At 62.9% G+C, this 24909-nt stretch carries 22 protein-coding genes; 12 read left to right on the top strand and 10 right to left on the bottom strand.

Annotation, left to right across the window (positions count from 1 at the left end; genetic code table 11):
• The first annotated feature begins 49 nt into the window (after window positions 1-49).
• The 9 genes from NANH_RS0108765 to NANH_RS0108725 all read left to right on the top strand — a co-directional run bounded on the left by NANH_RS0108765 (window position 50) and on the right by NANH_RS0108725 (window position 8003).
• A complete protein-coding gene (locus NANH_RS0108765) occupies window positions 50-934 on the top strand; it encodes a lysophospholipid acyltransferase family protein (protein WP_036050634.1) in 885 nt (294 codons plus the stop codon).
• 18 nt (window positions 935-952) lie between these two features.
• Window positions 953-1762, top strand: a complete 810-nt coding sequence (locus tag NANH_RS0108760; RefSeq protein WP_027261693.1) for a glutamate racemase — start codon at window positions 953-955, stop codon at window positions 1760-1762.
• Between the two features lie 91 nt (window positions 1763-1853).
• On the top strand, window positions 1854-2882 hold the full coding sequence (gene argC / locus NANH_RS0108755; RefSeq protein ID WP_027261692.1) for an N-acetyl-gamma-glutamyl-phosphate reductase: 1029 nt from the start codon (window positions 1854-1856) through the stop codon (window positions 2880-2882).
• Window positions 2883-2890: 8 nt separating this feature from the next.
• Window positions 2891-3337 carry a cytochrome c maturation protein CcmE gene (gene ccmE, locus NANH_RS0108750; RefSeq protein WP_027261691.1) on the top strand — a complete coding sequence of 149 codons (447 nt, stop codon included), beginning with the start codon at window positions 2891-2893 and terminating at the stop codon, window positions 3335-3337.
• A gap of 113 nt (window positions 3338-3450) precedes the next feature.
• Window positions 3451-4062 carry a holin-associated N-acetylmuramidase gene (locus NANH_RS0108745; protein ID WP_027261690.1) on the top strand — a complete coding sequence of 204 codons (612 nt, stop codon included), beginning with the start codon at window positions 3451-3453 and terminating at the stop codon, window positions 4060-4062.
• Window positions 4053-4631, top strand: a complete 579-nt coding sequence (locus NANH_RS0108740; protein WP_027261689.1) for a holin family protein — start codon at window positions 4053-4055, stop codon at window positions 4629-4631. The genes NANH_RS0108745 and NANH_RS0108740 overlap by 10 nt, the downstream gene beginning before the upstream one ends.
• A gap of 79 nt (window positions 4632-4710) precedes the next feature.
• A complete protein-coding gene (locus NANH_RS0108735) occupies window positions 4711-6678 on the top strand; it encodes a heme lyase CcmF/NrfE family subunit (protein WP_027261688.1) in 1968 nt (655 codons plus the stop codon).
• The gene (locus NANH_RS0108730; protein WP_027261687.1) at window positions 6675-7157 is read left to right on the top strand and encodes a cytochrome c-type biogenesis protein; all 483 of its coding nucleotides are present in this window, start codon (window positions 6675-6677) and stop codon (window positions 7155-7157) included. The genes NANH_RS0108735 and NANH_RS0108730 overlap by 4 nt, the downstream gene beginning before the upstream one ends.
• Window positions 7158-7226: 69 nt before the next feature.
• Window positions 7227-8003: an enoyl-CoA hydratase-related protein gene (locus NANH_RS0108725; RefSeq protein ID WP_027261686.1), complete on the top strand. Its 777-nt coding sequence runs from the start codon at window positions 7227-7229 to the stop codon at window positions 8001-8003.
• Window positions 8004-8216: 213 nt separating this feature from the next.
• Here NANH_RS0108725 and NANH_RS0108720 read toward each other — a convergent pair whose 3' ends face one another.
• Window positions 8217-9512 carry a citrate synthase gene (locus NANH_RS0108720; RefSeq protein WP_027261685.1) on the bottom strand — a complete coding sequence of 432 codons (1296 nt, stop codon included), beginning with the start codon at window positions 9510-9512 and terminating at the stop codon, window positions 8217-8219.
• Between the two features lie 122 nt (window positions 9513-9634).
• The gene (gene gltX / locus NANH_RS0108715; protein ID WP_036049602.1) at window positions 9635-11047 is read right to left on the bottom strand and encodes a glutamate--tRNA ligase; all 1413 of its coding nucleotides are present in this window, start codon (window positions 11045-11047) and stop codon (window positions 9635-9637) included.
• An 80-nt stretch (window positions 11048-11127) separates the two neighbouring features.
• On the opposite strand from gltX, the gene NANH_RS0108710 reads away from it, so the two are divergent.
• A complete protein-coding gene (locus NANH_RS0108710; protein ID WP_027261683.1) occupies window positions 11128-13194 on the top strand; it encodes a ComEC/Rec2 family competence protein in 2067 nt (688 codons plus the stop codon).
• Here the strand turns inward: NANH_RS0108710 and lexA are convergent.
• The 6 genes from lexA to NANH_RS0108680 form a co-directional block, all read right to left on the bottom strand.
• Window positions 13188-13886: a transcriptional repressor LexA gene (gene lexA / locus NANH_RS0108705; protein WP_027261682.1), complete on the bottom strand. Its 699-nt coding sequence runs from the start codon at window positions 13884-13886 to the stop codon at window positions 13188-13190. The genes NANH_RS0108710 and lexA overlap by 7 nt on opposite strands.
• Before the next feature lie 77 nt (window positions 13887-13963).
• Window positions 13964-15136 carry a molybdopterin molybdotransferase MoeA gene (locus NANH_RS0108700; RefSeq protein ID WP_027261681.1) on the bottom strand — a complete coding sequence of 391 codons (1173 nt, stop codon included), beginning with the start codon at window positions 15134-15136 and terminating at the stop codon, window positions 13964-13966.
• A complete protein-coding gene (gene moaC / locus NANH_RS0108695; RefSeq protein WP_027261680.1) occupies window positions 15133-15606 on the bottom strand; it encodes a cyclic pyranopterin monophosphate synthase MoaC in 474 nt (157 codons plus the stop codon). The genes NANH_RS0108700 and moaC overlap by 4 nt, the downstream gene beginning before the upstream one ends.
• Window position 15607: 1 nt before the next feature.
• Entirely contained in the window at window positions 15608-16420 is an 813-nt protein-coding gene (trpC, locus tag NANH_RS0108690) for an indole-3-glycerol phosphate synthase TrpC (RefSeq protein WP_027261679.1), read from the bottom strand.
• Window positions 16417-17436, bottom strand: a complete 1020-nt coding sequence (trpD, locus tag NANH_RS0108685) for an anthranilate phosphoribosyltransferase (RefSeq protein WP_027261678.1) — start codon at window positions 17434-17436, stop codon at window positions 16417-16419. Before trpD ends, trpC begins: the two co-directional genes overlap by 4 nt.
• A complete protein-coding gene (locus NANH_RS0108680; RefSeq protein ID WP_027261677.1) occupies window positions 17433-18014 on the bottom strand; it encodes an anthranilate synthase component II in 582 nt (193 codons plus the stop codon). The genes trpD and NANH_RS0108680 overlap by 4 nt, the downstream gene beginning before the upstream one ends.
• 173 nt (window positions 18015-18187) lie before the next feature.
• Between NANH_RS0108680 and NANH_RS0108675 the strand changes: the two genes are divergently transcribed.
• Both NANH_RS0108675 and NANH_RS0108670 read left to right on the top strand, forming a co-directional pair.
• On the top strand, window positions 18188-19813 hold the full coding sequence (locus NANH_RS0108675; protein WP_036049598.1) for a divergent polysaccharide deacetylase family protein: 1626 nt from the start codon (window positions 18188-18190) through the stop codon (window positions 19811-19813).
• A gap of 220 nt (window positions 19814-20033) precedes the next feature.
• Complete coding sequence (locus NANH_RS0108670) at window positions 20034-21452, top strand: VPLPA-CTERM sorting domain-containing protein (protein ID WP_027261675.1); 1419 nt, start codon at window positions 20034-20036, stop codon at window positions 21450-21452.
• Between the two features lie 72 nt (window positions 21453-21524).
• On the opposite strand, the gene trpE is transcribed toward NANH_RS0108670, so the two are convergent.
• Both trpE and NANH_RS0108660 read right to left on the bottom strand, forming a co-directional pair.
• The gene (gene trpE / locus NANH_RS0108665; protein WP_027261674.1) at window positions 21525-23036 is read right to left on the bottom strand and encodes an anthranilate synthase component I; all 1512 of its coding nucleotides are present in this window, start codon (window positions 23034-23036) and stop codon (window positions 21525-21527) included.
• Between the two features lie 12 nt (window positions 23037-23048).
• Entirely contained in the window at window positions 23049-24893 is a 1845-nt protein-coding gene (locus NANH_RS0108660; protein ID WP_027261673.1) for a peptidylprolyl isomerase, read from the bottom strand.
• Between the last annotated feature and the right edge of the window lie 16 nt (window positions 24894-24909).

The following is a 24909-nucleotide window of genomic DNA, read 5'->3' as shown; positions in this document are numbered from 1 at the left end:
CAAGATCGGTTCGCGGTCGCATTCTGGGTCCGTGAACCGCGAGGGATTGATGGCTGGCAACCGGAACCGATATGGCGCGCGCGATATCAGCTATGCGTATTCTGCCCGCACCAGGGGCGGGCGCGCCATGATTCGGCTGTTGGAGAACACCACCGGGCGGGTGCGGTTGATCCGGCGGGCCAGCGGATATGAGAACGATGTCGCCGGGGGGCGCGATTTCTGGTCGGTCATGGTTCAGCGGTATGGGGTGTCATTGAATGTCACCGGCGGCGCATTGCGTGACATCCCGCGCACCGGGCCATTGATCCTGATCGCCAACCATCCTTACGGCATTCTGGACGGGCTGATGATGGGGCATATCCTGTCCCAGGCGCGGGGCGATTTCCGTATCCTGGCGCACCGGATTTTTCACAAGGCGGAAGATCTGAACAAGATCATACTTCCGATCTCGTTTGATGAAACCAGGGCTGCGGTGCAGATGAACCTGCAGAGTCGCAAGGACGCTTTGGATTATCTCGGGGCCGGTGGCGCCATCGGCATCTTTCCCGGCGGCACGGTCAGCACCGCAGCCACGCCTTTTTCCCACCCGATGGACCCGGGTTGGCGCAGCTTTACCGCCCGCATGGTTGCGAAGTCCAGGGCCACGGTTGTGCCGGTGTTTTTCGACGGTCACACCTCGCGGCTTTTTCAGATTGCCAGCCATCTTCACAGCACGTTGCGTATGGGGTTGCTGATCAAGGAATTCAGCAAACGTGTCGATACGCCGGTCGATGTGGTCATCGGAAAGCCGATTGGCCGCGACATTCTGGACCCGATGGCAGGCAATTCCAAAGCGATGATGGATTTCCTGCGAAAAGCCACGTATGAGCTGTCTCCGAAGCCGTTGAAGTCCTATGACTACGGGTTCGAGTTCGAGGACAGGCATCGCGCCTGAGACAAGGCCTGATGAACCATGGCGGTTGGTATTTTTGATTCCGGGTTGGGCGGTCTGACCGTTCTTGAGGCGGCGCGGCAGCGGTTGCCCGACGTGGATTTTCTGTATCTGGGCGACAGCGCCCATGCGCCCTATGGTGTGCGAGATGCGGACGATGTGTTCGATCTGACCGGCAGGGCGGTTCAACGGTTGTGGGACGGTGGCTGCGATCTGGTGATTCTCGCATGTAACACCGCAAGTGCGGCGGCCCTGCGACGGATGCAGGAGGGCGGTTTGCCCAGGGGCAAGCGGGTGTTGGGCGTGTTCGTACCGCTGATCGAGGCGCTGACCGAACGGCAATGGGGCGACAACTCGCCGCCGCGCGAAGTGGCGGTAAAGCACGTTGCCCTGTTTGCCACTCCGGCGACCGTCGCCAGCCGCGCCTTTCAGCGCGAACTGGCCTTTCGCGCGATCGGTGTCGATGTCGAGGCGCAAGCCTGCGGTGGCGTGGTGGATGCCATCGAGGACGGTGACATGATCCTCGCCGAGGCGCTGGTGCGCAGCCATGTAGAGGCGCTGAAACGCAAGATGCCGCAGCCGCAGGCAGCCATCCTGGGATGTACCCACTATCCGTTGATGGAACAGACCTTTCAGGACGCGCTGGGGGCGGATGTGCAAGTCTTTAGCCAGGCCAGACTGGTGGCCGAAAGCCTGGCCGACTACCTGGAGCGGCATCCCGACATGCTGGGCGCGGGGGCGTCGGGGTATCTGACCACGGGCGATGCGCAACGGGTCAGTGATCGGGCGACGCAGTTCTTGCGACGACAGATCACTTTTCAAGCCGCCTGACTTCGGTCAAGGCGCGGGCGGGCATTCCGCCGCTATGAGGGCTGCGGAAGATTGCGGCATTGACGTAAGACTTCAGGAATAAAGGTCTGACATGACCCACAAAATTGTAATTCTGGGTGCCAGCGGATATACCGGCGCCGAACTGATCCGGTTGATTGCCGGGCATCCCAATATGCAGATTGTCGCCCTGTCGGGCGAACGCAAGGCCGGCATGAAGATGGCGCAGGTCTTTCCGCATCTGCGCCATATGGACCTGCCGGCGTTGTGCCGGATCGAAGAGATCGATTTCTCGGATGTGGACCTGTGTTTCTGTGCCCTGCCGCACAAAACCAGCCAAGAGGTGATCCGCGATCTGCCCGAAGATCTGAAAATCGTCGATCTAAGTGCGGATTTCCGGCTGCGCGATCCGGCGGAATACGAAAAGTGGTATGGCAACGCCCATGCGGCGTTGGAAATACAAGGCGAGGCTGTCTATGGGCTGACCGAGTTTTACCGCGAAGAGATCCGCCTGGCGCGGCTGGTTGCGGGCACCGGCTGTAATGCCGCGACGGGACAATTTGCTCTGCGCCCGCTGATCTCGGCCGGCGTTATCGATCTGGACGATATCATACTGGATCTGAAATGCGCGGTCTCCGGGGCCGGGCGCAGCCTGAAGGAGAACCTGCTGCACGCCGAACTGAGCGAGGGGTACAACGCCTATGCCATCGGCGGAACCCATCGCCATCTGGGCGAGTTCGATCAAGAGTTCAGCGCTCTGGCCGGGCGGCCGGTCAAGGTGCAGTTCACGCCTCATTTGATCCCGGCCAATCGGGGCATTCTGGCCACGGTCTATGTCAGGGGCGAGGCGCAGGCGATTCACGACACCTTTCAAGCCGCCTATGCGGACGAACCGTTCATCCAACTGTTGCCCCTTGGCGAAGCGCCGAGCACGCACCATGTGCGCGGATCGAATTTTGTGCATATCGGTGTGGCGTCAGATCGCATCGATGGCCGCACGATCGTGATTGCAGCATTGGATAACCTGACAAAGGGCAGCAGCGGGCAGGCCTTGCAGAATGCCAATCTGATGCTAGGTGAAAAAGAGGTTGCGGGGCTGATGATGGCCCCCCTGTTCCCATGAGGTGAGCAATGAAGAGCCTGAAAAAACAACGACGGGTTCAGGTGGTCGTGGTCGCGGCGCTGGCGCTGGCGCTGGCCACCGGACTGATCGGGTACGCGATGCGCGATGGAATCAACTTCTTTCGCGCCCCCAGCCAGATTGTGGCCGAACCGCCAGCGCCGGGCGAGGTGTTTCGGATTGGCGGGCTGGTTGAGGCGGGCAGCATCCAGCGCGGCCAGGGCGAGACCATCCGCTTTGTCGTCACAGATGGCGGCGCATCCGTTCCGGTGACCTTTTCCGGCGTTCTGCCTGACCTTTTCGCGGAAAACCAGGGTATGGTCGGGACTGGCCGATACGTGAACGGTGTATTCCAAGCCTCTGAAATACTTGCGAAACACGATGAGACCTATATGCCGTCCGAAGTCGTTGACGCGTTAAAGGAACAAGGGGTGTACAAAGATCCCAACGGCAGCTGACCCTGTGATCGCCGCGCCGTCGTTCTGCGCGGTCGGTATGTGTGGCGAACGGTCTGGTGTGGCGTCATTAACCAATTGAGCGCAGCCTTCCCAACGTGAATTGGGAGGCAGGCATGCAGACCGTACGTCAGATTGCAGAAGAGATCGTGGCCCGTGAAGGCGGGTATGTGAATGACCCCGACGATCCCGGCGGGGCGACAAAATTCGGTGTGACCATTCACACCATGCGCCGGTTGGGGCTGGACCTGACAGGCGACGGGATCGTCGGCGTCGCGGATGTGCGGGCGTTGAGCCGTGAACAGGCCGTGGACATTTTTATCCGGCATTATTTTGAACGACCCCGGATCGCCGAGATGCCGGTGGCCCTGCAGGCGAGCCTGTTTGACATGTATGTCAACGCAGGGGGGAATGCGGTGAAAATCCTGCAACGGATGTTGCGCGACATGGGCTATGCGGTGTCGGTGGACGGGGCAATCGGGCCGCAGACCCTCAAGGCGTCCAGGGATGCGGCGGTCCCGGATGCGCTGGCGTTGCGGGATGCCTATGGGGTGGCGCGGCGGAACTATTATTTCCGGATCGCCGATGGCCGGGTCGCCAGCCGCAAGTACGCCCGCACGACCAAGGGTGGCAAGGGCGGCTGGATCAAGCGCGCCGAGGAATTCCTGTCGTCAAAGTACCATCTGACACAGGAACAGTTTCAACAAAGGATAGCGGCATGGGGTTGATCCAGGGATTTCTGACTTTGATGTTTGGCAGCGGGCGCAACGTGATTCGTGAAACTGCAGAAGTGTTTACCGAAAATGCCGAGGCCGGCGCCAAACGGGCGCAAGCGGTGCAGGGGCAGGCGATGCAGCAATTTGGCGCGGAATTCGCGCTTGCCCGGCACGGGGTATTCGATCGCTTCATGGACGGCGTCAATCGGCTGCCGCGGCCGGCGCTGGCGTTGGGAACGCTGGGGTTGTTCGTGTCGGCGATGGTCGATCCGCTGTGGTTCGCCGCGCGGATGCAGGGGATTGCGCTGGTACCGGAGCCGCTGTGGTGGTTGCTGGGGGTGATTGTTTCGTTCTATTTCGGTGCGCGCCATCAGCTTAAGGCCCAGAGCTTTCAGCGAGAGGTTGCGACCACAATGGCCCGTGTGCCACAGGTGGTCGAGAACATCCGGACGTTGGATGCCTTGCGCGCAGACAGTCCAGGTGCGGCCAATCCCGGTCCGGATGCGCAGTTGAGTGTTGCGGTTCTGCATCCCGAGGACAATCCGGCGCTGGAGGATTGGAAATCGTCGCGGAGCACCTGAGCGCGATTGCGACAATGTGAACCGGGATTGCGTGCAAAAGCCATTGGCCACGCCCGGTCGCGGGCGTATACCAAGAGCCATGATTACAGAACTTGGCCACTTCGCCCTTATCCTCGCCTTCATGGTTGCTGTCGTGCAGATGGTTGTGCCGCTGATCGGTGCCCATAAACGCTGGCCCGGGTGGATGGCGGTCGCAGAACCGGCCGCCAATGCCCAGTTTCTTTTGACGGCCTTTGCATTTGGCGCGCTGGCCTGGGCGTTTATTACGTCGGATTTCAGCTTGCGGCTCGTGGTTCTCAACAGCCACTCTGCCAAGCCCATGCTGTACAAGATCAGCGGAACCTGGGGCAATCACGAAGGTTCGATGCTGTTGTGGGTGCTGATCGTCACGCTGTTTGGTGCCATGGCCGCCTGGTTCGGGGGCGGATTGCCACCGACCTTGAAGGCCCGGGTGCTGAGCGTTCAGTCCGCGATCGCGGTGGCCTTTTTCGCCTTTATCCTGTTTACGTCCAACCCTTTCCTGCGGCTGGCGGTGCCGCCGTTCGATGGGCAGGATCTTAACCCGCTGTTGCAGGATCCGGGTTTGGCCTTTCACCCGCCGTTTCTGTATCTGGGTTATGTTGGGCTTAGCATGGCGTTTTCCTTTGCCGTGGCGGCCCTGATCGAAGGGCGGATCGATGCCGCCTGGGGACGTTGGGTGCGGCCCTGGACGTTGGCGGCCTGGATTTTTCTGACCATCGGTATCGCGCTGGGGTCCTGGTGGGCCTATTACGAATTGGGTTGGGGCGGGTTCTGGTTCTGGGACCCGGTCGAGAACGCGTCTTTCATGCCTTGGCTGCTGGCTGCCGCCCTGCTGCATTCGGCCATCGTGGTGGAAAAGCGCGAGGCGCTGAAAAGCTGGACCATCCTGTTGGCGATCCTGGCTTTCGGGTTCTCACTGATCGGTACATTCATCGTGCGTTCGGGGCTTTTGACCAGCGTGCATGCCTTTGCCAACGATCCCGAGCGCGGGATCTTCATCCTGATCATCCTGGCGGTCTTTACCGGCGGAGCTTTGACGCTGTTTGCGATGCGGGCAGGGGCGATGGAGGCCAAGGGCGTGTTTGGCATGATCAGTCGGGAAAGCGCGGTGGTGACCAACAATATCCTGCTCGCAGTAGCCTGTTTTGTGGTGTTCACCGGAACCATGTGGCCGCTGATCGCCGAGATGTTTTTCGATCGCAAGCTGAGTGTCGGCCCCCCGTTTTTCAACATGGCCTTCACGCCATTTATGGTGGGTCTGGGATTGATCATGCCGGTGGGCGCCATGCTGCCGTGGAAGCGCGGCCGGTTGGGGCGGGCAATTTGGTCATTGCGATATGCCTTTGTTCTGGCGGTGGCGCTGGGAGGGATGGCCTGGGCCATGCAGACCGGTCGCAGCATGTTGGGGCCTGTCGGTCTGATGTTGGGGTCGTGGATGGTGTTTGGCGCGCTAGTGGACCTGTGGTCGCGCACCGGGCGGAGCGGCGGCCGGTTGGGACGTTTGTTGCGTCTGCCGCGCGCGGATTGGGGCAAGGCCTGCGCCCATGCCGGATTGGGCATCACCATGTTCGCGATTGCCGGGCTGACGGCGTGGCAGCAGGAAGATATTCGCGTCGTGCAGATGGGTGAGCCATTTGATGTCGGGGCCTATACCCTGACATTGCAGGACGTGGTGCAGGAAGAAGGGCCAAATTACTTTGTGACGGCCGGAGCGGTGACGCTCGCAAAGGACGGGCGCGAAATCGCGCAGATGCGGCCCGAGAAGCGGCAGTACCCGGTGGCGCGGATGCCAACCACCGAGGCGGCAATCGACTACCGGTTCCTGCGCGATGTGTACGTGGTGCTGGGGGATCGGCAGGCCGATGGCGGCTGGACCATGCGCACCTATGTCAAGCCGTTGACGAACTGGATCTGGGGAGGGTGTCTGTTGATGGCCCTTGGCGGGGCGCTCAGCCTGTCCGATCGTCGCTTTCGGGTTGCAGCCGGCGCGCGCCGTGTGGCGGCGCAGCAGGTTGCGGCGGAATGAAACGGTTGGTTCTGGCGATGGGCCTAATCTATACGGTTGCGCTCGCCGGTCTGATTGTCGCCAACCCGGTCTGGGCGGTGCAGCCAGACGAAGTGCTGGACGATCCGGTGCTTGAAACGCGCGCGCGCGAGTTGAGCAAGGAGTTGCGCTGTCTGGTCTGTCGCAACGAGAGCATCGACGAAAGCAATGCCGACCTGGCGCGTGACCTGCGCCTGTTGCTGCGCGAGCGTCTGGTGGCGGGGGACAGCGACGAAGCGGCCATTGCCTTTATCGTCGACCGGTATGGTGAATATGTGCTCTTGCGGCCCACAACCGATGGCTCGAACTGGCTGTTATGGGCAGCCGGGCCGTTGATGCTGTTGCTGGCCGGAGGCGCTGGGCTCGGCTATCTGCGGGGACGCGAGAGAGCGCCGAAATCGCACGAGGCCACACTGAATGCCGCGGAACAGGAGCGCTTGCGCCAAATTCTGGACGAGTGACGCATGGTTTCGCTTTTACCGGACCCTTGCCTGGGGCAGGGTGGCGTCGATCACAGACACGAGGGCGCAATGGACTATCAGACAATCACGGTTGAGATCACCGACGGGCTGGGCATTCTGACACTGAACCGTCCGGACAAGATGAACGCGCTGACCACCCAGATGCGTGCCGAAATCGACTATGCGATGCGCAACCTGGCAAAACAGGCCCGCGTGATTGTGCTCACGGGGGCGGGTCGAGCATTTTGCACCGGCCAGGATCTGGGCGACCGCAGCGATCCCACCCAGGTCGATCTGGAACGGACCCTGCGCGACGAATACGCCCCGATGCTGGAAGCGATTTACGATTGCCCGGTGCCGACCATCGCGGCGGTCAACGGTCCGGCGGCCGGTGCAGGCGCAAACCTTGCCCTGAGCGCGGATGTGGTGATTGCGACCGAGAGCGCCTATTTTCTGCAAGCCTTTACCCGGATCGGGTTGATACCGGATGCCGGTGGCACCTGGTTCATGCCGCGCCAGATGGGGCTGGCCAAGGCCATGGGCGCGGCCTTGTTTGCGGATAAGATCAGCGCGCGGCAAGCCGATTCCTGGGGGCTGATCTGGGAAGCGGTTGGGGATGAGGCCTTTGACGCGCATTGGCGCAAGCGCGCGGCGCATCTGGCAGCAGGTCCGACGATGGCCTATGCGGCGGTCAAGACAGCCATTCGCAATAGCTTTGACAATCCATTGGCGGAGCAACTGAATTCCGAGGCGCATCTGCAGGGAAAATGCGGTAAGTCGCGGGATTTTCGCGAAGGCGTTCTGGCTTTCATGGAGAAACGCCCGGCGAAGTTCGAAGGCCGCTGACACGAGCGCCAGCCGGCGACAGATCGCAAGGGCCGTGAGGCGGCATATCGAACCGCAGGGCATCTACTGGAACAGTCGGGCTGCGGAAAGGTTGATTACCAACGCGCCGTTGGGGGGGGCGTCTCTCGCAAAAGCTGGCCTTTGAGCGCCCCGCCCGATCGCAAAAGCCCCCGAGTGCCGGGCACCGGGGGCCTTTTTGTCGCAATTTTCCGTTCAGCGGTTTTCGATGTCGACGTAATCGCGGGAAGTGTCACCCAGATACAACTGGCGTGGGCGACCGATCTTGTTCTGCGGATCCGCGATCATTTCTTTCCATTGGCTGACCCAACCGACAGTGCGCGAAAGCGCAAAGATCGGGGTGAACATCGAGGTTGGGAAACCCATGGCCTCGAGGATGATACCCGAATAGAAATCGACGTTAGGGAACAGTTTCTTTTCCGCGAAATAGGGATCTTCCAACGCCTGTTTTTCCAGTTCCTTGGCGACCTGCAGCTTGGGGTTGTCTTCGATGCCAAGAAGATCGAGAACCTCGTCAGCGGACTGTTTCATTACCTTGGCGCGGGGATCGAAGTTCTTGTAGACACGGTGGCCAAAGCCCATCAGACGGAATGGGTCGTCCTTGTCTTTGGCACGGGAGATGAATTCGGGAATGTGATCCACGGTACCGATCTGGGCCAACATCTCCAGGCAGGCTTGATTCGCGCCGCCATGGGCGGGTCCCCACAGGCAGGCGATGCCTGCGGCGATACAGGCGAACGGATTGGCTCCGGATGAGGACGCCAGCCGGACTGTCGAAGTCGAGGCGTTCTGTTCATGATCGGCATGCAGCGTGAAAATACGATCCATTGCACGCGCGAGGATCGGGTTCACATGATATTCTTCGGATGGCACCGAAAAGCACATGTGCAGGAAATTGCTGGCGTAATCGAGATCGTTGCGTGGATACACGAACGGCTGGCCGATAGAATATTTGTAGGCCATGGCCGCAATTGTCGGCATCTTGGCAATCAACCGGTGGGTTGCGATTTCGCGTTGACGCGGGTCGCTGATGTCGGTGCTGTCGTGATAAAAGGCCGACATCGCCCCGACCACGCCCACCATAGTCGCCATCGGATGCGCATCGCGGCGGAACCCACGGAAGAAATTGTGCATCTGTTCGTGGATCATGGTGTGGCGGGTGATCGTGGTCTCAAAGGTCTCCAGCTCGGCGGCAGAGGGCAGATTACCGTACAAAAGCAGATAGCAGACTTCGAGGTAATGCGATTTTTCGGCCAGCTGATCGATCGGATAGCCCCGATGCAACAGTTCGCCCTTGCCGCCATCGATGAAGGTGATGGTGCTGTCACAGCTGGCTGTCGAGGTGAAGCCGGGATCGTAGGTAAAGACGCCAGCGTTGGCATAGAGCTTTCGAATGTCTACGACATCGGGGCCGGTGGTCGGCGAAAGGATTGGCAGCTCAAAGCTGTTTTCACCAATGGTCAGTGTCGCGGATTTCTTGCTGTCGGTCATCTATGTCCCTTCCTCTTGAAACCACGGGGCGGGGCATCGCCTGGCCCGTGCGGGCAGAGCCTGCATTTCAAAAACGCAGACCCAATCGTATCCGCGCCGCATGAAAAGGGAATAGCTCCTGATCAGGCGGTCGCATCCTTAAGCCGGTTCACTGTTTCCTCACGGCCCAGCACCAGCATCATGTCAAATACCGAAGGCGTTACAGTGCGGCCAGCCAACGCAGCCCTGAGAGGCCCTGCCAACTTGCCAAACTTGGTTTCCTGAGATTCGGCAAAGCCATTCAGGACGCCTTCCAGATCGTCTCGGGACCAGCTAGCATTTTGCAGCTGCGGCGTCAATTCGGACAGTATACCATTGGATACCGTTGACAGCGCCCTAGCCGCTTTTTCATCCGGAACGATCGGCCGAGAGGCAAGAACAAAGTGAGCCTTTTCAAGCAATTCCGGAAAGGTGCGCGCCCGGTCCTTGAGGCAATACATCGCACGTTCCAAATCGGCTTCCTGAGTGGGGGTCAGGGCCATTTTGTTGGCGGAGGCCAGATAAGCCACAGTTTCTTTCCGCAGTGCGGCATCGTCGCTGATCGCGATATGCTGTCCGCTCAGGTTCTCCAGCTTCTTGAGATCAAATCGGGCTGGGCTTTTGCCGATCCCGGTCAGGTCGAACCATTCCAGGGCCTGTTGGTCGGTAAAGAACTCATCGTCTCCATGGCTCCAGCCCAGCCGCGCCAGATAGTTTCGCATGCCAGCAGCGGGATAGCCCATTGCCTGGTATTCCTGTGCTCCCAGCGCCCCGTGGCGCTTGGACAGCTTCTTGCCATCCGGGCCGTGGATCAGCGGGATATGTGCCCAGACCGGAACGTCCCAGCCCATCGCATCATAGATCATCATCTGGCGCGCGGCGTTGTTCAGGTGGTCGTCGCCCCTTATGACATGGGTCACACCCATATCATGATCGTCCACCACCACGGCCAGCATATAGACCGGGGTGCCGTCGCCGCGCAGCAGGACCATGTCGTCCAGTTGGTCGTTGCCGATGGTGACATCGCCCTGCACCCGATCGCGGATCACCGTCACCCCATCTTGTGGCGCCTTGATGCGGACTACGTAAGGGGCATCGGTATGAGATGCGGAGTCAGCCTCGCGCCAGGGGCTGCGAAACAGGGTGGATTTGCCTTCGGCCCGGGCCGCATCGCGGAAGGCGGCAATTTCCTCCTGGGTCGAAAAGCACTTATAGGCCTTGCCTTCGGCCAACAGTCGACGGGCCACCTCGGCATGACGCGCCGCGCCGTCGAACTGGCTGATGACGTCGCCGTCGTGATCCAGCCCCAGCCAGTCTAGACCCTGCAGGATTGCGGCAGTGGCTTCGGGGCTTGAGCGTTCGCGGTCCGTATCCTCGATGCGCAGCAGGAACTTGCCGCCGCGACCGCGCGCGTAAAGCCAGTTGAACAACGCCGTGCGGGCACCGCCGATGTGCAGAAAACCGGTGGGAGAGGGGGCGAAACGGGTGACGACAGGCGCAGGGCTGGTCTCGGGCATGAGGCGCAATTTACCTTTTGGTAACCAAGGGAGAGCTAGGATCTGCGTCTGTCTAGCGAGCCGGACGGCGGGGGGCAAGCATGCGCGTTCTGAAGCAGGCGCTGGTCTGGGTTGACGGCGTGTTTCTCGCACAGCGCGGGCACCTGTTTCCATGGGCCCCCGTATTTCTCGCCTTGGGAATCGGCGGCTATTTCTCGCTGCCGATCGAGCCGGTATTGCGAGACTATGTGATGACCTTGGGGTTTGGATCGGTTTGCATCGGGGCCGCCGTGCGTTGGCCCGGAGGCTGGGCAACGTTGGGCTGGGCCCTTGCTCTGACCGCCGCTGGATTCGGGTTGGCGGGCTTGCGTGCCCATCGCGTGACGGGGCCGGTTCTGGACTGGCGCTATTATGGACCGGTAGAAGGCCGGGTGGTGGCGCTGGACCGCTCCGCGTCAGACGCGGTGCGGGTGACACTGGATCAGGTGCGGTTGGAACGAGTCGGACCGCGCAAACTTCCGGATCGGGTGCGGATTTCGCTGCATGGTCCGCCTGCGGATCTGCAACCCGGACAGCGGATCATGACCACAGGCCATCTTTCTCCTCCGCAAGGGCCGGTCGAACCCGGTGGGTTCGATTTTCGCCGTCATGCCTGGTTCCAGGGGCTGGGCGCGGTCGGCTATACCCGTAATCCAGTGTTGACGGTGGTCCCTGCAAGCGAAGGGCAAGCCGGGCTGCGTGTGTTCGCGATCCGCATGGCGGCTTCGCAGCGCGTTCTTGCGGCCCTGCCCGGAGATATCGGGGGATTTGCCGCCGCCGTCACGACCGGCGACCGCAGCGCCATCGGACAGGCGGCGCTGGCGGCATTGCGCGCCAGTAATCTGGCGCATCTTCTGGCCATTTCGGGATTGCATATGGGGCTGTTGGCAGGGTTTGTCTTTGCGGTTCTGCGCCTGTCCCTGTCGATGATCCCGGCACTGGCATTGCGCCTGCCGGTCAAGAAAATGGCGGCCGTCGGGGCATTGGTTGCGGCGGCCGGGTATCTGGCCTTGTCGGGGGGCAACGTCGCGACGGAACGGGCCTTTGTGATGGTTGCCGTGGTGCTATTGGCGGTGCTGGTAGACCGGCGCGCGTTCTCGCTGCGGGCGGTGGCCATGGCGGCACTGATCGTGCTGGTGTTGCGGCCCGAATCTTTGCTGGGGCCAGGGTTTCAGATGTCCTTTGCCGCCACCACGGCCCTGGTGGCCTTTTTCGGTTGGTTGCGGGATGCGGATCTGCCCCATGCGCCGGGGTGGGCCAAGCCGGTGCTGGGCGTGGTTTTGTCGTCGGCCATTGCAGGATTGGCCACCGCACCGGTCGGCGCAGCCCATTTCAACACCATGTCGCATTACGGGTTGATCGCCAACCTGCTGTCCGTGCCGCTGATGGGTGTCCTTGTGATCCCTGCCGCTGTTCTGGCCCTGTGTATGGCCCCGTTTGGGTTGGAAATTGTGGGTCTGTATCCGATGGGATGGGGGTTGAACTGGATATTGGGGGTTGCACGGTTTGTCAGCGGGTTGGACGGAGCGCAGGGCCGTGTTGTCGGGCCGGGACCCTGGGTGCTGCCGCTGATGGCGCTGGGAATGTTGTGGCTGATGCTGTGGCAGGGGCGCGTACGGGTGGCCGGGCTGATCCCGGCGGCCTTTGCGTTTGTCCTGTGGGCGCAGGCCGACCGGCCCGTGGTTCTGGTCGCCGACACCGGCGGGCTGGTCGGGGTCATGACCGGGCAGGGTCGGGCGCTGAGCAAACCGCGCGGTGCGGGGTTTGTGGCACGGAACTGGCTGGAAAATGATGGCGATGCAGCCGACCAGGAAGGGGCCGCCGGGCGTTGGCCCGGAGCAACCGGCAAGCTGCGTATGATCGCGGCGGGCGATACCCAGATCGTGCATGTGATCGGAAAAGGCGGCGCGGCGCAAATCGCCGATTGCACGCAGGGCCAGGTGGTGATCTCTTCGGTCGCGCTGTCCCTAAAGGGCTCGTGTGACGTCTATGACCCTAAGCGCCTGTTGAAAACCGGGAGCCTGGCGATTTCCGACCGCGGTATCGTTACCGCCCAGCAACGCGCCGGGCAGCGCATCTGGAACACGCCGAAACCGCGTCGCGACTGGCGCGCGGCCCAGGCTCAGTAGGTTCGGATCAGCCCGACCAGTTTGCCCTGAACCTTGACCTTGTCCTCGGGGAACACCCGGGTTTCATAGGCCGGATTTGCCGCTTCAAGCGCGATGGCGTTACCCCTGCGCAGGAACCGCTTCAACGTTGCCTCGTGCCCATCTACCAGCGCGACCACGATGTCGCCATCGTCCGCCGCCGAGGTTTCGCGGATCACCACCACGTCTCCGTCGTTGATGCCGACGTCGATCATCGAATCGCCTTTGACCTCGAGCGCGTAATGTTCGCCGGAACTGGACAGCATCTGTGCGGGCACCGCGACCTGGTTTTCCACGTGGCTGATGGCTTCGATTGGCACACCGGCAGCGATACGGCCCATCATCGGGACCTCTACTGCATTCACAGCGACTGGTTCGGACAGGCTTGGACGCGGGCCGTCTGGCTTGTCGCCCTCGATTACACGCGGGGTGAATCCCACGGTGGCCTCGCCGCCCAGGCTCTCTGGCAGCCGGACCACTTCGATTGCGCGGGCGCGATGGGCAAGACGGCGGATAAAGCCACGCTCTTCCAAGGCTGTGATCAAGCGGTGGATGCCCGATTTGCTGCGCAGGTCCAGCGCCACTTTCATTTCATCGAAACTGGGTGGGACCCCGTCGCGTTGCACCCGCTTGTGGATGAATTCCAGCAAATCCAACTGCTTCTTGGTCAACATCGCTTTCACCTCATGCCTGCGGGTTTCCCTTTGTTCTAGGCATGTTCCCGTTTTGTGTCAACGTCTTTGCCGCCTCTCTAAAAGGGCAGACAGTCAACCTGTGTCCCCGCACGGATGGCCGGATCGTTGGGGGCGCGCACCAGCAGCGCGTTGGCCTGCGACAATATCGTCAACAGCGAGCTGTCCTGATTGTCAAAGGCGTTGATCCGGTCGCCATCGACTATGGCGCGCATGTAATGCTCGCGCGGACCATTGGCAGGCAGGTCAGCGTCCAGGATGGCCTTGCGCAGGGGCGGCATGGCGTGGCCCAGACCCAGCATGGCGCGGATCATCGGTGCCAGAAAGACATGGCCACATACCATGGCCGAGACCGGGTTTCCCGGCAGGCCGACCATGGCCGCACCGTTCAAACGTCCGGCCATCAGCGGTTTGCCGGGGCGCATTGCCACCTTGTAGAAAGACCGATCCATGCCCAGGTCTGCCGCGACCTGACCGACCAGATCGTGATCGCCCACCGAGGCGCCGCCAATGGTCACGATCACATCCGCGCCTTGGGCCAGTTCAAAGGCCATGCGCAGCGAAGACACGGTATCGCGGGCAATCGGCAACATCCGCACGGTGGCCCCCAACCCTTGCAACATCGCCCGCAGACCGAAACTGTTGGAGGCGATGATCTGGTCGGGGCCGGGGTCTTCGCCGGGCATCACCAGTTCGTCTCCGGTGGCCATCAGGGCGACCTGCGGTTTGCGAAAGACCGGCACCTGCGGCAGGTTCATCGCCGCCAGCAACGCGACGTCCTGCGGAGTCAGGATACGGGGGGCGGACATCGCGGTGCCAGCCCGGAAATCCGCGCCAAGCGGGCGGATATTGTCCTTGGCCCCCGGGGCGTCGGCAATGGTGATCAGATCGCCCGAGCGGGCCACGTCCTCTTGTATGACGACAAAATCGGCGCCTTTGGGCAGCGGTGCGCCGGTAAAGATGCGCACCGCCTGACCGGCCCCCACGGTGCCGTCAAAACCATGCCCCGCCGCCGATTCACCGATCACCTTGAACATGGCGTGGCGCTCGACCTCGGCGGATTTCACTGCGTAGCCGTCCATGGACGAGGCGGCAAAGGGGGGCTGATCCCGCCGGGCGCGCACCTCGCGCGCAAGCACCCGTCCGGCGGCGTCGATCAACTGCACATCCTCTGCAGGCAGAGGCGCAACCAGGTCAAGCAGGGCGGCGCGGGCCTGTGCGACGGTGATCATGATGCCCGATATCGCCCGGATTTTCCGCCATCCTTCAGGACCACCCGGATGCCGCCGATTTCCATCGCCCTGTCCACCGCCTTGGCCATGTCATAGACGGTCAGTGCGGCGGTCGAGACGGCGGTCAGGGCTTCCATCTCGACACCGGTCTGCCCTGTGGTCTTGACTGTCGCCTCGATCTGCACACCGGGCAGGTCTGCATCCAGCGTCAGGTCGATTGCAACCTTGGTGATCGGCAGCGGATGACACAGCGGGACCAGGTCGGCCGTTTTCTTGGCCCCCATGATTCCGGCCAGCCGCGCAATGCCCAGCACATCGCCCTTTTTGGCACGACCCTGTGCGATGATGTCCAACGTGTCGCGCGCCATGCGGATATGGCCGCGCGCCACCGCGACGCGTGCGGTGGCAGGCTTGTCTGATACATCGACCATGTGGGCGTCACCCTTTGCGTCGAAATGGGTCAATGTCATGTCACATCGCTCCGGGTGTCAGCGGGCTGTCCAGCAGCGCTCGCGTGGCTGCCGCCACATCGTCCTGACGCATCAGGCTTTCGCCGATCAGAAAGTCCCGCACACCATAGCGGGCCATGTCGGACAGGTCGGCAGGCGTGTTCAGGCCGCTTTCGCAGACGATGGTGCGGCCGCCCGGCACCAGCTTGGACAGATGGCGGGTCACATCCAGCGAGGTTTCGAAAGTTTTCAGGTTGCGGTTGTTGATGCCGATCAGGGGCGATTTCAATGCCGCTGCCCGGCCGAGTTCGGCTTCGTCATGCACTTCGATCAACACGTCCATGTTCCAGTCCATCGCCGTCGCTTCAAGCTCGGCGGCCTGTTCGTCGCTGACGCTGGCCATGATGATCAGGATGCAATCCGCACCGAGGCCGCGCGCCTCGACCACCTGGTAGGGATCATACATGAAATCCTTGCGCAGCACGGGCAGTTCGCAAGCCGCGCGGGCCTGTGTCAGATACTCCTTGGTGCCCTGGAAGCTGGGCGTATCGGTCAGAACCGACAGGCAGGTCGCGCCACCTGTTTCATAGGCCTTGGCCAAGGCGGGCGGGTCGAAATCTGGGCGGATGAGCCCTTTGGACGGGCTGGCCTTCTTGATTTCGGCAATCAATCCATAACCGGTACGGCTGGCCTGTTGCAGCGCCTCTGCAAAGCGGCGCACCGGCGGTGCGGCACGGGCGACGGCCTCGACCTCGGTCAGGGGGTGTTCGGCCCGATCCGCAGCGATCTCTTCCAGTTTGTAGGCCTTGATCTTGTCGAGGATGGTGTCGGTCATTCGGAATCCTGGGTAATTTTGGCCAAAGCGGTGATCTTGTCGCGCGCGGCCCCGCTGTCGATGCTGGTCGCAGCCATCGCGACGCCGTCGCGCAATGTGTCAGCCTTACTTGCCACGACAAGGGCGGCGGCTGCATTCAGCAGCACAGCATCACGATAGGCCGAGCGCGTGCCGTCCAGCAGGGCGCGCAGGGCGGCGGCGTTGTGTTCCGGGGTTCCGCCCAGGATATCCTCGAACGGATGCACCGGCAGGCCGGCATCCTCGGGGTGCAATTCGACCTCGGTGATGATCCCGTTTTCCAGCGCCGCGACCCAGCTGACGCCGGTGATGGTCAACTCGTCGGTGCCGTCGCTGCCATGCACCAGCCAAGCGCATTCCGAGCCGAGATCGCCCAGGGTTTCGGCCATCGGACGGATCAGGTCGCGCGAGAACGCGCCGGTCAACTGGCGCCTGACTCCGGCGGGGTTGGTCAGCGGGCCAAGGATGTTGAAGATCGTGCGCGTGCCCAACTCGGCGCGGCTGGGTCCGACATGGGCCATTGCCGGATGGTGCATCGGTGCCATCATGAAACCGATCCCGACCGTATTCAGCGCCTTTTCAACCACGCGCGGGCCGACCATGACGTCGATGCCCATCTGGGTCAGGGCATCTGCCGCGCCGGATTTGCTGCTGAGATTGCGGTTGCCGTGCTTGGCCACCGGAACGCCCGCCCCGGCCACCACAAATGCGGTCGCCGTCGAGATGTTGAGCGTGCCCTTGCCATCGCCGCCGGTGCCGACGATGTCGATGGCACCCGCAGGTGCTTCGACCTTGTGGCATTTGGCCCGCATTACGGCGGCACCGGCGGCAAATTCGTCGACGGTCTCGCCCCGGGTGCGCAGTGCCATCAACAGCCCACCGATCTGGCTGGGTGTGGCTTCGCCGTCGAACAGGATGGTAAAGGCCTGCTCGGCCTCGTCACGGGTCAGGGGGCGCTCGGCCGCGGCACCGATCAATGGCTTGAGAGTATCGCTCATGCCGACACCTTCAGCTCGTTCAGGAAATTCTGCAGCAGCGCGTGGCCGTGTTCCGAGGCGATGGATTCGGGGTGGAACTGCACGCCGTGAATCGGCAGGTCACGGTGCTGCAGGCCCATGATGGTTCCGTCCTCGAGTTCGGCGGTTACGGTCAGCGTCTCGGGCAGGCTGTCGCGCTCAACCACCAGCGAATGATAGCGCGTGGCCTGAAACGGGCTGGGCAGCCCGGCAAAGACACCGGTGCCGGAATGACGCACCGATCCCATCTTGCCGTGCACGATTTCGTGGCAGCGCACCACCTTGCCGCCAAAGGCCTGTCCAATGGTCTGATGTCCGAGACAGACCCCCATCAACGGGGTGCGGGTCTCGGCGGCGGCCTGTGTCAGGGCCAGGCAGATCCCGGCCTGATCCGGGTCACACGGACCTGGGGATAACAGGATTCCGGCAGGGTTCATTGCCATCGCCTGCTGCACATCCAGCGCATCGTTGCGCCGGATCGTTACATCGGCCCCCAACTCGCCTAAATAGTGTACGAGATTGTAGGTAAATGAGTCATAGTTGTCTATCAGCAGCAGCATCGGGCAAACATTCGATATGGGCTGGAGGCAGGTGCCCCCCTCGCGGTATAGTGGTTAGACCATACTTGTTCAGGGTTGCCGGGCAGCGTCAAGGGCGCAAACCGGCTCCGGGCCTGCATAAAACACCGCCCAGACGGTGCTTGCCGTACCCGGTATCAGAGAGGCAGAGCGCAATGCGCGGATTTTACAGCGGTGTGTTTTGGGGCCTCGTGGTCAGCGGGCTGGGTGTGGCGGTAATGTCGGTCCTGACACCTCTGGCCCCGCCGCCGGATATTGCGCAGATCACACCCGACACCGGCCAGGCGCAGGACATGGGCGCTGCCGCGACCCAGAGTGCGGTCACGCAACCGGATCCCGCGATGGTCGAGACGGCACGCACGGCACCGGTGGCGCCTGACCCGGCCCCGGACACTGTGAATGATCGTGTTTCGATGGCGATGGCTTCGACGGGGCGGCCTGAGGTCGGGGACACGGCGCGGCAACCCGCCAGCCCGACCGGGGCAGAGGGCGAGGCCGGCGTAAGGTCGACGGCCAGTGGCACAGCCGCTTTGATGTCTAATCCCGTCACCAAACCACCGGCAGCACCGGTTCGGGACAGTGTCGCGGCACTGCCGCCAGCAGTGGCGGGAGGCCATGGGAGCGCTCAGGTCACGGCACCGCAGGCGTTTGGTATCGCGGCGGAAATGGGAGCGACGGAGCCGCCGCAAATCAAGGCGCCCTCTGACCCAAGCCCCGCCGGGACGGACCAGATTGCGGCGATGCCCCCACCGCAGATCGAGACCGCGCCTGTTGCGGCAACGGCTTCGGCAGGGCGGCCTGAGGGTAATCCTGTGGTGCAAGGTGCCGCACGATCTGACAATGCGGCGGCGGAACCATCCGAGGTCACAACGCCTGCGGGCGGGACCGAGGGTGATACACCAGAGCCATCTGTGGTCGTGCCACGCGAACCCGAACCGCCTGTGGAGTCCGGCGCGGTGTCGGCTCCTCCGCCTATAGCCGCCTTGCCGCAGGCCGGGATCGATGACAGCGCGCCACGTCCCAGTGTCGGCAAGCGGGTTGTTCCGTTGACCGAGCGACAGCCGATCGGGAAGGAAGACGCTTTGGCTGAGCCCCCATTGCGGCAATTCGCCACCCCTTTCGATGTGGCCGCGGATAAGCCGCTGATGGCGATTGTGCTGATCGACGACGGCGATGCGGACGGCGTCGATACGCTGGCGGCGTTTCCCTATCCGGTGAGCATTGCCATCGATCCGGCAGCGCCCGATGCCGTGGAAAGGATGGCGCGCCACCGGTCCGCCGGGTTTGAGGTGATATCGCTGGTGGATCTGCCCCGGGGGGCGAGCGCGCAGGATGCCGAAGTGTCGCTGAGCGCGGGTTTTGACAGGCTGACCGAAGCCGTCGGAGTGCTGGAAGGCCCGGATGCCGGGCTGCAGGGCAATCGAAATCTTTCGGGGCAAGTGGTTGATTTCGCCAAAAATACAGGGCGCGGCGTGGTCATGCGGGCCAGCGGGCTGAACACCGCCTACAAGCTGGCGCTGCGCGACCGGGTGCCTGCCGCGCTGGTGTTTCGTGACTTTGACGGGGCCGGTCAGTCACCCGACGTCATGCGCCGGTTTCTGGATCAGGCCGCTTTGCGCGCGGGTCAGGATGGGACGGTGGTGATGATGGGGCGGCTGCGTCCCGAAACCGTCCGGGCGTTGATCGCATGGGGGTTGCAGGATCGGGGCGCGCGGGTTGCGTTGGCTCCGGTGTCGGCGGTGCTGATGCGGTCGGTTGCAGAGGCCGCGATAACCGACTGACGGGTATGGCAGGCGTACATACGCCATGTGGCGCAGCGCAAACCCGGTCCGACCGGACGCAGGGGGCTGCAGCGTCAACAAATTGACATGAACCATGGTTAACACGGCCCGGATCGTGCCGCTGCAGGATGCGGCATGACATGGGGGTGAGGCACCGGTCACATGGCCAGTGCCGGCATGTGATTTGGAAAGACTGACGATGAATTCGGAAAGATTGACGATGAAACGTACCATTTTTCTCGCCGGATCGGCGATGGCGCTTATTCTGAGCACCGGCATTTCTGCACAGGCCGCGACCTGCACCCTGTCCGCCGGGATGATCGGCTGTACGCAGGCCGACAGCGCCCCGGTGGCGTCGGCTGAAAACAATGTCACGGTCCGGATCGACGCGGCTGCATCGGTGGTCAGCGATGACGAGGAATTTACGGCCGTTGCGCTGAGCGGGGACGCCGTGGCGATCGACAATGCCGGTGCCATCCGGCAGACCGACACCGGAAAGGGCGGCTATGCGATCACCGGATCGGGCGACGGCATGACGGTCACCAACGCCGGGCGCATTGAAAGTGGAGACCGGGGCATCGCAATGCTGGGGGGCTCGGGCCTGACGGTCCTTAACCGGGCGGGCGCGACCATCAGCGCGCGACGCCAGACCATACGTGCCGACGAAAGCTCGCCCGGGGCGCGGGTCGAGAACCGTGGCACGATTTTTTCCCGGGACGGCCGGGCGCTGCAACTGCGCTCTTTCGGGACCACGGTGATCAACCGTGGCGATCTGATCGGTGGCGAGGAAGTGGTCGAGGCGCGGGGCGACTTCACGCTGGAAAACCATGGTACCATCAGGCTGAACGATCTTTTGATCGAGGATGAGGATGGGGTGCAATTCGCCAGCGGCACGGTCAACAATCACGGGCTGATTCAGGGCAGCGACGATGGCATCGACATGGACGAGGGCCTGATCGTCAACCACGCGAACGGTGTGATCCGGTCAACCTCGGCTATTTTGGATACTGGAAACGGTATCGATATCGACCCGCAATATGACGACGAGATCAACCCCGTGCGCGCCTCGGGCGCGGTGGAGATCGTCAACATGGGCCTGATCGAGGGCCAGTACGCCATTGGGGCCGACGATGCCGCGCAGAACGAGATTACCATGACCAACAGCGGCACGCTGCGCGGCAACGGCTCGGCGGCGGTGCAGCTGGCACCGGGGCAGGGCGACAGCCGGTTGAACCTGCTGGGCAACAGCCTGATCTATGGCGATGTCAATTTTGGTGCTGGGAATGATGTGATCGATATCGCGGCGATCCTTTCGGGGTCGCTGATCGACGATGGTGTGTTCGATGGTGGTCCGGGCGACGACATGGTGGTTTTCCAGCTGTTGGAGCTGGCCGATTTTATCGGTGTCGACATTTTTGACGACACCGTCGAGTTGGCCTTTGAAATGGCAGGCGACGTCCTGTTTGGCACTTTTGTCGGTTTCGACGTTTTCAACATCGGCGGGCGGAATTATGGCGCCGCCGAATTGGATGACGCGCTGAGCGACCTGCCCGCGCCATCGGCGGTTCCGTTGCCCGCCGGGCTTTCGCTGTTGCTGGCGGGTCTGGGCGGTCTGGCGCTGATGCGCCGCCGCCGCTGACGGAGTCTGTTTGGTAACCAGTTCAGGCCGGCGGCGCAAACCGGCGGCCTGTGTTATCTCGGGGGAGGGGGCTTAGCGATTGCCGTTGCCGGTGAACCGCGCGGCGTCCGCGGCGGCGCGGCGGATGGCGTTGGATTTGTGCACCGTTTCCTGATACTCGGCCTCGGGGTCGCTGTCATAGACCACGCCGCCCCCGGCCTGAATATAGAGCTTGCGGTCCTGCACCACGGCGGTGCGCAGGGCGATGCACATGTCCATGTCGCCGCCTGCGGAAAAATAGCCGACACCGCCGCCATAGACGCCGCGTTTCTCGGGCTCAAGTTCGTCGATGATTTCCATCGCGCGCACTTTGGGCGCGCCCGACACGGTGCCTGCGGGCATGCCGGCGAAAAACGCATCCAGCGCGTCCTTGTCCGGGGCCAGTTCGCCGACCACGTTGGACACGATATGCATGACATGGCTGTAGCGTTCGATGATGAATTTCTCGGTCGGGCGCACGGTGCCGATTTTGGATACGCGACCGGTGTCGTTGCGGCCCAGATCCAGCAGCATCAGGTGCTCGGCCAGTTCCTTTTTATCCGCCAGCAGGTCGGCTTCGAGGGCGCGATCCTCTTCCGGGCTGGCCCCGCGAGGGCGGGTGCCGGCGATGGGGCGGATGGTGACCTCGTTGCCAAACACCCGTACCAGAATCTCCGGGCTGGCCCCGATGACCTGAAAGCCGCCGAAGTTGAAATAGAACATGAAGGGCGACGGGTTGGTGCGGCGCAGGCTGCGGTACAGCGCAAAGGGCGGCAGCGGAAAGTCCTGGGTCCAGCGCTGGGACGGCACCACCTGAAAGATGTCGCCGGCGCGGATGTACTCCTTGGCGGTGTCCACGGCGGTCTTGTAGGCGGCGGGGCTGAAATTGCTGACCGGCGCGGCGATTTCGGCGGCTTCGCCCAGATCGCGGGTTTCGGCGGGCATGGCACGTTCCAGATCGCGCACCGCATCCATCACCCGTTCAGCGGCCTGGGCATAGGCGGCCCGCGCGGTTTGCCCGTCGCTGACCCAGGCGGGCGAGACCACGGTGACTTCGCCCTTGACCCCGTCGAGCACCGCCACCACCGAAGGGCGCAGCATCAGCGCATCGGGCAGGCCCAGCGGGTCGGGCGGTACGTCGGGCAGGTGTTCCACCAGCCGCACCATGTCATAGCCCAGATAGCCGAACAGCCCAGCTGCGGATTGCGGCAGATCGGCGGGCAGCTCGATGCGGCTTTCGGCGATCAGTGCGCGCAGCGCGTCCATCGGGTTGCCGGTCAGGGGCGTGAACCCGTCGGGGTCGAACCGCGCGGTGCGGTTCAGGTCAGACCGGTCGCCCCGGCAGCGCCAGATCAGATCCGGTTTCATGCCGATGATGGAATAGCGCCCGCGCACCTCGCCGCCGGTGACGGATTCCAGCATGAAGGCGTCTTTTTGCGCGCCGGTCAGTTTCAGCATCAGCGACACCGGCGTGTCCAGATCGGCGGCCAGTCGGGTATAGACCACCTGGTTCTGCCCGGCCTCGTAGGCGGCGGCGAAAGCGTCGAACTCGGGGGTCAGGGCCATGGGGAGCCGCCTTTACTGGAAACTTGCCTGCACCGCGTTCACGGCCTGTTGGTCGATCTGCGGTTTGGAGCGAATCTGAACGTCGCGCGCATAGGCCTGAAACAGCGCCTGTGACAGGGTCTGATCCAGCTGGGCGGCGATGGCCGTGCGCATTTGCGCCAGCTCGGGCGTGTCGTCGGGCGGCAGGATACCATCCAGGCGCACGATCAGCACCGCGCCGTCACCGGTCACGACGCGGATTTCGTTCAGATCCATCTCGAACACCTGGTTCATGAAATCGGCGGGCGTACCGTCCAGAAACGCGGTGCGGGTCAACCCGTTCTCGACCCGGAAGGACAGGCCGGTTTCGGTCAGATCGTCGTTTGCCGCCAGATCCGCGACCACGGCATCGGCGCGTGCCTTGAGCGCGGTTTCGGTCTGGGTCCGGGTCCAGGCCTCGGCCACCCGGTCCCGCGCCGCCTCGAACGGTTCGGGGCGCACCGGCAGAACCCGGTCCAGGCGCAATGCAAAGATGCCGCCGTCTTCGGTAAAGGCGACGGCGGGAAAATCCTCGTCGGTGACGGCGGCGGCGGCTTCGCGGAAGGCGGCATAGGCGGCGGCGTCCTGATCGGACTCATCGGTCCAGTCGATCTGGCCCAGGGCCAGATCGGTTTCGTCCGCCAGTTCCTCGAGCGTGGCCCCACCGGCGAGCAGGTCGTCAAAGTTGCTGGCGCGGGTTTCGATCAGACGCCGCGCGCGGTCGCCGGCCAGTTCGGCGCTCAGCTCTTCGCGGGCGTCTTCAAAGGTTGTGGTGCGCGCCTGAAGGGTGCCGTTGACGCGAAACAGCGCCGGGCCAAGCGACGAGGACAGCGGGCCGACCACATCGCCGACTTGGGCCGCAAAGACACCGTCGGCGGCCTCGCCCAGATCGTCGCGGGTGACATCGCCGAGATCGACATCGGGCAGCGCGAGGCCGCGCTGTTCCACCAGGGTTTCGAACGTGGCGCCGCCGACTTCGATCTGGGCCATGGCATTGGACGCCGCAGCCACATCGGCAAAGGCCAGCCGTTCGACCAGACGGCGTTCGGGAAGCAGGTATTCGGCGCTGCGGCTGTCATAAAGCTCGCGCAGCGCGGTCTCGTCGACCTCGACCTGATCGAGGATCATCTCGGGGGTCAGCAGCACATAGGTCAGCTGTTTGGTTTCCGGCAGGGTAAACTGATCGGGATGGGCGTCGTAATAGGCGCGCAATTCGTCCCCGGTGGGCGCGGGGATCGGGGTCTGAAGATCCTGATCGGTCAGCGCGACCCAGGCAAAGTTGCGCCGGGCGGCGACATAGTCGGTCAGGGTGGTGGTCAGAATCTCGGGCATGCGGGTGCCGGACACGATCGCCCCCTGCACCAGCGTGCGCGCGGATTCGGCCCGCAGGTCGTTTTCGAACTCGGTCTCGTCAATCCCGGCCTGGTTCAGCGCAAAGCGGTAGGATTCGCGGTCAAAGCTGCCGTCGATCCCCTTGAACGCGTCGATTTCCAGGATTTCCTTTTGCAGGTTCGCATCCCCGACGGACAGGCCCATCTGGGCAACCTCGTTGTCCAGCGCGGCCAGCGCGACAAGCCGCGAAAGGACGGCCTGATCCAGCCCCAGCGCCTGAACCTGCGACATCGGCAGAGTCTGACCGGTCTGGGCCTCGAAGCCGCGGATTTCGCGTTGCAACTCGCGCCCGTAGGCGTCGACGCTGATGGTCTGATCGCCCACGTGGCCCAGGGTGCGCACCGTACCGCTGAGGTTGGTGGCCCCAAAGCCGGCCAGCCCGACGATCAGCAATGCCAGGATGATCCAGACAAAGGTCTTGGAGAAACTTTTTACGCCTGCGGCCATGATACCCCCTGAATTG

Source organism: Sedimentitalea nanhaiensis DSM 24252, from assembly GCF_000473225.1.
GTDB classification, from domain to species: domain Bacteria; phylum Pseudomonadota; class Alphaproteobacteria; order Rhodobacterales; family Rhodobacteraceae; genus Sedimentitalea; species Sedimentitalea nanhaiensis.
Note: the sequence above shows the minus strand (reverse complement) of the source record. Positions and strands in the feature narration are given on the sequence as shown.

Coding starts and splice junctions, on each gene's coding strand:
- NANH_RS0108765 (WP_036050634.1), top strand. CDS start 50: ATGGCTGGCAACCGGAACCGATATGGCGCGCGCGATATCAGCTATGCG.
- NANH_RS0108760 (WP_027261693.1), top strand. CDS start 953: ATGGCGGTTGGTATTTTTGATTCCGGGTTGGGCGGTCTGACCGTTCTT.
- argC (WP_027261692.1), top strand. CDS start 1,854: ATGACCCACAAAATTGTAATTCTGGGTGCCAGCGGATATACCGGCGCC.
- ccmE (WP_027261691.1), top strand. CDS start 2,891: ATGAAGAGCCTGAAAAAACAACGACGGGTTCAGGTGGTCGTGGTCGCG.
- NANH_RS0108745 (WP_027261690.1), top strand. CDS start 3,451: ATGCAGACCGTACGTCAGATTGCAGAAGAGATCGTGGCCCGTGAAGGC.
- NANH_RS0108740 (WP_027261689.1), top strand. CDS start 4,053: ATGGGGTTGATCCAGGGATTTCTGACTTTGATGTTTGGCAGCGGGCGC.
- NANH_RS0108735 (WP_027261688.1), top strand. CDS start 4,711: ATGATTACAGAACTTGGCCACTTCGCCCTTATCCTCGCCTTCATGGTT.
- NANH_RS0108730 (WP_027261687.1), top strand. CDS start 6,675: ATGAAACGGTTGGTTCTGGCGATGGGCCTAATCTATACGGTTGCGCTC.
- NANH_RS0108725 (WP_027261686.1), top strand. CDS start 7,227: ATGGACTATCAGACAATCACGGTTGAGATCACCGACGGGCTGGGCATT.
- NANH_RS0108720 (WP_027261685.1), bottom strand. CDS start 9,512: ATGACCGACAGCAAGAAATCCGCGACACTGACCATTGGTGAAAACAGC.
- gltX (WP_036049602.1), bottom strand. CDS start 11,047: ATGCCCGAGACCAGCCCTGCGCCTGTCGTCACCCGTTTCGCCCCCTCT.
- NANH_RS0108710 (WP_027261683.1), top strand. CDS start 11,128: ATGCGCGTTCTGAAGCAGGCGCTGGTCTGGGTTGACGGCGTGTTTCTC.
- lexA (WP_027261682.1), bottom strand. CDS start 13,886: ATGTTGACCAAGAAGCAGTTGGATTTGCTGGAATTCATCCACAAGCGG.
- NANH_RS0108700 (WP_027261681.1), bottom strand. CDS start 15,136: ATGATCACCGTCGCACAGGCCCGCGCCGCCCTGCTTGACCTGGTTGCG.
- moaC (WP_027261680.1), bottom strand. CDS start 15,606: ATGACATTGACCCATTTCGACGCAAAGGGTGACGCCCACATGGTCGAT.
- trpC (WP_027261679.1), bottom strand. CDS start 16,420: ATGACCGACACCATCCTCGACAAGATCAAGGCCTACAAACTGGAAGAG.
- trpD (WP_027261678.1), bottom strand. CDS start 17,436: ATGAGCGATACTCTCAAGCCATTGATCGGTGCCGCGGCCGAGCGCCCC.
- NANH_RS0108680 (WP_027261677.1), bottom strand. CDS start 18,014: ATGCTGCTGCTGATAGACAACTATGACTCATTTACCTACAATCTCGTA.
- NANH_RS0108675 (WP_036049598.1), top strand. CDS start 18,188: ATGCGCGGATTTTACAGCGGTGTGTTTTGGGGCCTCGTGGTCAGCGGG.
- NANH_RS0108670 (WP_027261675.1), top strand. CDS start 20,034: ATGAAACGTACCATTTTTCTCGCCGGATCGGCGATGGCGCTTATTCTG.
- trpE (WP_027261674.1), bottom strand. CDS start 23,036: ATGGCCCTGACCCCCGAGTTCGACGCTTTCGCCGCCGCCTACGAGGCC.
- NANH_RS0108660 (WP_027261673.1), bottom strand. CDS start 24,893: ATGGCCGCAGGCGTAAAAAGTTTCTCCAAGACCTTTGTCTGGATCATC.